We start from the raw sequence: 7,146 nt of genomic DNA, 5'->3' as shown, positions 1-7,146 counted from the left end.
ATGAGCGCCGAGGACGTCTACAAGGCGTTGATGGAAGCTGGCGAGGACGTCGGTCTGGCCACGGTTTACCGTGTACTGACCCAGTTCGAAGCGGCTGGCCTCGTGGTCCGTCACAACTTCGACGGCGGTCACGCGGTATTCGAACTGGCTGACGGTGGCCACCACGACCATATGGTCAACGTGGAAACCGGTGAAGTCGTCGAATTCGTCAGCATTGAAATCGAAAAGCTCCAGAAGGCAATTGCCGAGGAGCACGGTGTCGAGTTGGTTGATCACAACCTGGTGCTGTACGTCCGCAAGAAAAAGTAAGCATGTCGCGCGAATTTCACATTCGCGAAACGAACGAAGGCGACCCAAGGGTCGCCTTCGTGCTTTCTGCAGTTCTTATGCCTTTGCGGTAACGACCATTTTTTTCGCGTGAGCCAGGGATTCCTTGGTCAGGTCAATACCACCGAGCATACGTGCCACTTCTTCTATACGGTCGTTCTTGCTCAATTTGGAGACCGCGGTGTGCGTGGCCTGTTCGCCGCGTACCTTGTGCACGAACAAATGCTGGTGCCCCTGCGCTGCCACCTGCGGCAAGTGCGTCACCGTCAGAACCTGACCGCGATCGCCGAGGCGACGCAGCAATTGGCCGACAATTTCCGCCGTCGGGCCACCGATACCCACGTCCACTTCGTCGAACACCAGCGTCGGAACGCGGGACGTCTGTGCGGTGATGACCTGAATCGCCAGGCTGATCCGTGACAGCTCACCGCCGGAAGCGACTTTTGCCAGCGCCTTCAGCGGCTGGCCCGGGTTGGCGCTGACCAGCAATTCGACCTGCTCCAGGCCATTGGGCAGCAATTCGTCGCTGCTGTTGGCCTTCAATTCGATAGTGAATCGGCCGCCAGGCATGCCCAGCCGCTGAATCTCCTGCTCCACTGCGCTGGCGAGGCTGCCGGCAGCCTGATGACGCAAATCGCTCAGTTCCCGCGCCTTCTCTTGATAGTGACGGGCATACGAGGCCAGTTCTTCACCCAGGCGCTCGATGGATTCGTCATTGGCGTTGAGGGTTTCGATCTCATCCAGCAGCTTTTGCTGCATTTCTCCGACTTCCGTCGGCTGAATCCGGTGTTTGCGCGCCAGCGTGTAGATAGCGTCGAGCCGTTCCTCCAGATATTGCAGGCGCGCCGGATCTGCATCGAAGTTATCGAGGAAGCGATTGAGTTCGCCAACGGCCTCTTCGACCTGGATCTGCGCGCTGGTCAGCAGGCTGCTGGCTTCGCCCAGTGCGCCGACGGAGTTATTCACGCTCGACAGGCGGTTGAGGCTGGCGGTCAGGGCATTCAACACATTGCCGGAATCGCTTTCGCTGCATTGCTCGACCACCTGCCGGCAAATGCCCAGCAGAGTTTCGGCGTTGGTCAGGTTTTTGTGTTCCTGCTCCAGTTGCTCCAGCTCGTTATCACCGAGGCCGAGGTTTTCCAGCTCTTCGAGTTGATAGCTCAGCAACTGGTGGCGTGCGCGTTGTTCGTCACCGGAATTGGAGAGGCGCTCCAGTTCCTGGCGAGTCTGCCGCCAGCGCTGGGCGGCGAGCTGAACCTGGCGGGCCAGATCGGTAGCGCCGGCGTACTCGTCCAGCAAGCGACGATGGGTATCGGTTTTCAACAGGGACTGGTGTTCATGCTGGCTGTGGATATCGATCAGCAGCTCGCCTAGCGACTTGAGGTCTCCGAGTGGGCAAGGGGTGCCGTTGATGTAGCCGCGCGAACGACCCTCCGACGTAATTACCCGGCGCAGGATGCACGGGCCATCAGTCTCCAGATCACGCTCGGCCAGCCACGCGCTGGCTTCAGGAATGTCAGCCAGATCGAAGGTCGCGAGAATATCGGCCTTGTCAGCGCCGGGGCGGACCACCCCGCTGTCGGCGCGATCACCGAGAGTCAGCCCCAGCGCGTCGAGCATGATCGACTTGCCGGCGCCGGTTTCCCCTGTGATCACGCTCATCCCGCGATCGAGTTCGAGATCGAGATGTTCAACGATGGCGTAGTTGTGTACGGACAGGTGCACCAGCATAAAGGCCGCTCCCAGGCTTTAGGTCTGGTTATTTATACAGTGTTTTGTTTCGGGCTGACAATGCCCACCCTTAGCTCGATTCGCTTGAACCTAAAAGCTGCTTAGCGCATTCAGGAATGAGAATGTGGCACTTTTTTGTAGGGTTAATGGTTGAAAGCCCTTGAAGCCTGATTTTGCGGCCCCATATATCGGGGCAGAAGCGCGAGTCAGGCTCGCGGACGAAATTGAAAGGAGAATTCTATGGCTGACGAACAGACAGTAGATACGCAAAACCCAGAAGCCAATCAGGCGCCCGAAGGTTCGGGTGATGACCTGGCGACCCGTGTACAAGTGCTCGAAGAGCAATTGGCCGCCGCGCAGGATCAATCTCTGCGTGTTGCTGCCGATCTGCAGAACGTCCGTCGCCGTGCCGAGCAGGACGTCGAGAAGGCGCACAAGTTTGCCCTGGAAAAGTTTGCCGGCGACCTGCTGCCGATCGTCGACAGCCTGGAGCGCGGCCTCGAGCTGTCGAACCCGGATGACGAAAGCATTCGTCCGATGCGCGAAGGTATCGAGCTGACGCTGAAAATGTTCCACGACACCCTCAAGCGTTATCAGCTGGAAGCGATCGATCCGCATGGCGAACCGTTCAACGCCGTTCAGCATCAGGCGATGGCCATGCAGGAAAGCGCCGACGTAGAACCGAATAGCGTTCTGAAGGTGTTCCAGAAGGGCTACCAGCTCAACGGTCGCCTGTTGCGTCCGGCCATGGTTGTGGTCAGCAAGGCGCCTGCGCCGATTTCGCCTTCGATTGACGAGAAGGCTTGAAATTAGCCGCAAGGCCCCCATTTAGAAGTCAAGCGTTTAAGTATTACCGCAGTTAGCCACCACTGCTGCGGCAAAAAAATCCAAAGTTTCGGGAGAGTTAACATGGGCAAAATTATCGGTATCGACCTGGGGACCACCAACTCCTGCGTCTCCGTGCTGGAAAACGGCAAAGCAAAAGTTATCGAAAACGCTGAGGGCGCGCGTACCACGCCGTCGATCATCGCTTACGCCAACGATGGCGAAATCCTGGTAGGTCAGTCGGCCAAGCGTCAGGCAGTGACCAACCCGCACAACACTCTGTACGCGGTTAAGCGTCTGATTGGTCGTCGTTTCGACGAAGAAGTTGTGCAGAAAGACATCCAGATGGTCCCTTACAAGATCGTCAAGGCTGACAACAACGACGCCTGGGTTGAAGTGAACGGCCAGAAAATGGCACCGCCACAAATCTCGGCTGAAATTCTGAAAAAGATGAAGAAGACCGCCGAAGACTACCTCGGCGAGACCGTGACTGAAGCGGTGATCACCGTTCCGGCCTACTTCAACGACAGTCAGCGTCAAGCGACCAAAGACGCCGGTCGCATCGCCGGTCTGGACGTAAAACGTATCATCAACGAACCGACCGCAGCCGCTCTGGCTTACGGTATGGACAAGGCCAAGGGCGATCACACCGTGATCGTTTATGACCTGGGTGGCGGTACGTTCGACGTTTCCGTGATCGAGATCGCTGAAGTCGATGGTGAGCACCAGTTCGAAGTTCTGGCCACCAACGGTGACACGTTCCTCGGCGGTGAAGACTTTGACATTCGTCTGATCGACTACCTCGTTGACGAATTCAAGAAAGAAAGCGGCATGAACCTCAAAGGTGACCCGCTGGCCATGCAGCGCCTGAAAGAAGCCGCTGAGAAAGCCAAGATCGAGCTGTCGTCCGCTCAGTCGACCGACGTCAACCTGCCGTACATCACTGCAGACGCGACCGGTCCTAAGCACCTGAACGTGAAGATCTCGCGTGCCAAGCTCGAAGCACTGGTTGAAGACCTGGTTCAACGCACTATCGAACCTTGCCGCATCGCCATGAAAGACGCCGGTCTTGACGTTGGCGCGATCAACGACGTGATTCTGGTCGGTGGTCAGACCCGTATGCCGCTGGTACAGAAGCTGGTTACTGATTTCTTCGGTAAAGAAGCTCGCAAAGACGTTAACCCGGACGAAGCCGTTGCCATGGGTGCTGCGATTCAGGGCGCCGTTCTGGCCGGTGACGTGAAAGACGTTCTGCTGCTCGACGTCAGCCCGCTGACCCTGGGTATCGAAACCATGGGTGGCGTGATGACCGCGCTGATCGAGAAAAACACCACGATTCCTACCAAGAAATCGCAAGTGTTCTCGACTGCCGACGATAACCAGGGCGCTGTGACCATTCACGTGCTGCAGGGCGAACGTAAGCAAGCCACTCAGAACAAGTCCCTGGGCAAGTTCGACCTGGCCGACATTCCACCAGCTCCACGTGGCGTGCCACAGATTGAAGTGACCTTCGACATCGACGCTAACGGCATCCTGCACGTTGGTGCGAAAGACAAGGCTACCGGCAAGACCCAGTCGATCGTGATCAAGGCCAACTCCGGTCTGTCCGACGAAGAAATCGAGCGCATGGTGCGTGACGCCGAAGCCAACGCTGAGGAAGACCGCAAGTTCGAAGAGCTGGCCGCTGCCCGTAACCAGGGTGACGCACTGGTTCACTCGACTCGCAAGATGATTGCTGACGCGGGCGACAAAGTCACCGCCGAAGAGAAGACTGCGATCGAAGCAGCTGTGGTTGCTCTGGAAGCCGCTGTCAAAGGCGACGACAAGGCTGCTATCGAAGCGAAGGTTGAAGAGCTGTCGAAAGTCTCCGCTCCGGTTGCTCAGAAGATGTACGCCGAACAGGCTCAGCCAGCTGATGGCGCAGCCCCGCAAGGCGAATCGGCTGAGAAGGCTGACGATGTTGTCGATGCAGAGTTCGAAGAAGTCAAAGACCACAAGTAAGTTGTTGGTCGGCCGGTTGACTGCCTTCAGGCAGTGACTGGTAGGATGTCGCCGCGCGGGAGCTAGCTCCCGCGTTGGCGTATCTGGAATACGCGAATTTTTACAGCATGCGACAAGGTTCGGATGTTGGCGGTATGGCCGAGAATGCTCCTGCTTTTCGTGCCGAAAGTACCGCATGAAACAAAGACCAGGATCGTTGAATTGACGTGAGTTGGGTCCGGGCCTGTATTGGGGCTCAGCGAGTTTGGCGATCCTCAGGAGGGGTTTGCCGAACGTCCTCAAGAGTGCAGAAGACTTATGGCAAAGCGTGACTATTACGAAGTGTTGGGTGTTGAGCGTGGCTCAAGCGATGCGGACCTGAAGAAGGCTTACCGTCGTCTGGCGATGAAGCACCACCCGGACCGTAATCCCGATGACAAAGCGTCGGAAGAAATGTTCAAAGAGGCCAACGAGGCCTATGAAGTGCTGTCCGATTCCAGCAAGCGTGCGGCGTACGACCAGTACGGTCATGCAGGCGTCGACCCGAGCATGGGTGGCGGCGGTGCCGGTTTTGGCGGTCAGAATTTCTCGGACATCTTTGGTGATGTCTTCAGTGATTTCTTCGGTGGCGGTCGCGGCGGTTCCCGTGGCGGCGCTCAGCGTGGCAGCGATTTGCGCTACACCCTGGAACTGAATCTGGAAGAAGCGGTGCGCGGTACGACCGTGAATATCCGTGTTCCGACACTGGTCAACTGCAAACCGTGCGACGGTTCGGGTGCCAAGAAAGGTTCTTCGCCATCGACGTGCCCGACTTGCGGCGGCATCGGTCAGGTGCGTATGCAGCAAGGCTTCTTCTCCGTGCAGCAAACCTGCCCGCGCTGCCATGGCCAAGGCAAGATCATTTCCGACCCGTGCGATTCCTGTCACGGTGATGGCCGCGTTGAAGAGTACAAAACCCTGTCCGTCAAAGTGCCGGCTGGTGTCGATACCGGCGACCGCATTCGTCTGTCCGGCGAAGGCGAGGCGGGCACGCAGGGTGGTCCGACTGGCGATCTGTATGTGGTCATCAATGTTCGCGAACACGACATTTTCCAGCGCGATGGCAAACATCTGTTCTGTGAAGTGCCGATCAGCTTCGTCGATGCGGCACTGGGCGGCGAGCTGGAAATTCCGACCCTCGATGGTCGCGTCAAACTGAAAATCCCTGAAGGCACCCAGACCGGCAAGCAATTCCGTGTTCGCGGCAAAGGCGTGGCGCCGGTGCGTGGCGGTGGTGCGGGCGACTTGATGTGCCGTGTAGCAGTCGAGACGCCGGTCAATCTGAACCGTCGTCAGCGTGAATTGCTGGAAGAGTTCCGCAGCTCGCTGGCCGACGACAACAGCCATTCGCCGAAAACCACCGGTTGGTTCGACGGTGTGAAGCGCTTCTTCGGCGATCTGTAAGGAGTCGGCATGCGACGTATAGCTGTGATGGGCGCTGCTGGGCGCATGGGTAAGATTCTGGTCGAGGCCGTGCAGCAGCGCGCGCCGCTGACTGGTTTGACCGCCGCCGTGGTTCGTCCTGGCAGCACGCTGATCGGCGTCGATGCCGGTGAGCTGGCGTCGCTGGGTCGCATCGGCGTGCCGCTGTCCGGGCATATCGAAGCCGTGGCTGAAGAGTTCGATGTATTGATCGACTTCACCCTGCCGGAAGTGATGCTGAAAAACCTCGCGTTCTGCCGCAAGGCCGGCAAGGCCATGGTCATCGGCACCACTGGGCTGGACGCTGCGCAGAAGCAGTTGCTGGTTGAGGCGGGCAAGGACATTCCTATCGTCTTCGCGGCCAACTTCAGTGTCGGCGTCAATCTGTCGCTGAAGCTGCTCGATATGACAGCGCGCGTGTTGGGTGATGACGCGGACATCGAAATCATCGAAGCCCATCACCGTCACAAGATCGATGCGCCGTCGGGTACGGCGTTGCGCATGGGTGAAGTGATCGCCAGTGCGCTGGATCGTGATTTGCAGAAGGTTGCGGTCTACGGCCGTGAAGGTCACACCGGTGCCCGTGAGCGTGAAACCATCGGCTTCGCCACCGTACGTGGTGGTGACGTGGTGGGTGATCACACCGTGCTGTTCGCCTGCGAAGGTGAGCGTCTGGAGATCACGCACAAGGCTTCGAGTCGCATGACGTTCGCCAAGGGTGCGGTGCGTGCGGCGTTGTGGCTGTAAGCGAAATAGGCCAGCGCCATGCCGACGAAGGCGAACACGCCCCAGCCATGCAGGCCCCAATGCAGAAACAGAACC

The 7,146-nt window shown here is 58.2% G+C and carries 6 protein-coding genes and 1 pseudogene; 5 read left to right on the top strand and 2 right to left on the bottom strand.

Annotated features, from left to right (window positions below; all coding sequences use genetic code 11):
* Positions 1-309 (top strand): transcriptional repressor (locus ACIF4X_RS28805; protein ID WP_397484654.1); only part of this gene is annotated, 309 nt, incomplete at its 5' end.
* Positions 310-384: 75 nt separating this feature from the next.
* Here the strand turns inward: ACIF4X_RS28805 and recN are convergent.
* Positions 385-2,058, bottom strand: a complete 1,674-nt coding sequence (recN, locus tag ACIF4X_RS28800) for a DNA repair protein RecN (protein ID WP_397484653.1) — start codon at positions 2,056-2,058, stop codon at positions 385-387.
* A gap of 240 nt (positions 2,059-2,298) precedes the next feature.
* Between recN and grpE the strand changes: the two genes are divergently transcribed.
* From grpE to dapB, 4 genes are all read left to right on the top strand, one after another.
* On the top strand, positions 2,299-2,865 hold the full coding sequence (gene grpE / locus ACIF4X_RS28795) for a nucleotide exchange factor GrpE (protein ID WP_007915219.1): 567 nt from the start codon (positions 2,299-2,301) through the stop codon (positions 2,863-2,865).
* A gap of 102 nt (positions 2,866-2,967) precedes the next feature.
* The gene (gene dnaK, locus ACIF4X_RS28790) at positions 2,968-4,884 is read left to right on the top strand and encodes a molecular chaperone DnaK (protein WP_007915221.1); all 1,917 of its coding nucleotides are present in this window, start codon (positions 2,968-2,970) and stop codon (positions 4,882-4,884) included.
* A gap of 297 nt (positions 4,885-5,181) precedes the next feature.
* A complete protein-coding gene (gene dnaJ, locus ACIF4X_RS28785) occupies positions 5,182-6,306 on the top strand; it encodes a molecular chaperone DnaJ (protein ID WP_007915222.1) in 1,125 nt (374 codons plus the stop codon).
* Between the two features lie 9 nt (positions 6,307-6,315).
* Positions 6,316-7,071 carry a 4-hydroxy-tetrahydrodipicolinate reductase gene (dapB, locus tag ACIF4X_RS28780; RefSeq protein WP_397484652.1) on the top strand — a complete coding sequence of 252 codons (756 nt, stop codon included), beginning with the start codon at positions 6,316-6,318 and terminating at the stop codon, positions 7,069-7,071.
* Here dapB and ACIF4X_RS28775 read toward each other — a convergent pair.
* A pseudogene (locus ACIF4X_RS28775) lies at positions 7,059-7,146 on the bottom strand (BCCT family transporter); the annotation flags it as partial. The gene dapB and the pseudogene ACIF4X_RS28775 overlap by 13 nt on opposite strands.

Source organism: Pseudomonas sp. NPDC085632 (assembly GCF_044541255.1).
Taxonomy (GTDB): domain Bacteria; phylum Pseudomonadota; class Gammaproteobacteria; order Pseudomonadales; family Pseudomonadaceae; genus Aquipseudomonas.
Note: the sequence above shows the minus strand (reverse complement) of the source record. Positions and strands in the feature narration are given on the sequence as shown.

Bases quoted from the DNA above. Each gene is read 5' to 3' on its own strand.
- recN (WP_397484653.1), bottom strand. From the start codon at position 2,058: ATGCTGGTGCACCTGTCCGTACACAACTACGCCATCGTTGAACATCTC.
- grpE (WP_007915219.1), top strand. From the start codon at position 2,299: ATGGCTGACGAACAGACAGTAGATACGCAAAACCCAGAAGCCAATCAG.
- dnaK (WP_007915221.1), top strand. From the start codon at position 2,968: ATGGGCAAAATTATCGGTATCGACCTGGGGACCACCAACTCCTGCGTC.
- dnaJ (WP_007915222.1), top strand. From the start codon at position 5,182: ATGGCAAAGCGTGACTATTACGAAGTGTTGGGTGTTGAGCGTGGCTCA.
- dapB (WP_397484652.1), top strand. From the start codon at position 6,316: ATGCGACGTATAGCTGTGATGGGCGCTGCTGGGCGCATGGGTAAGATT.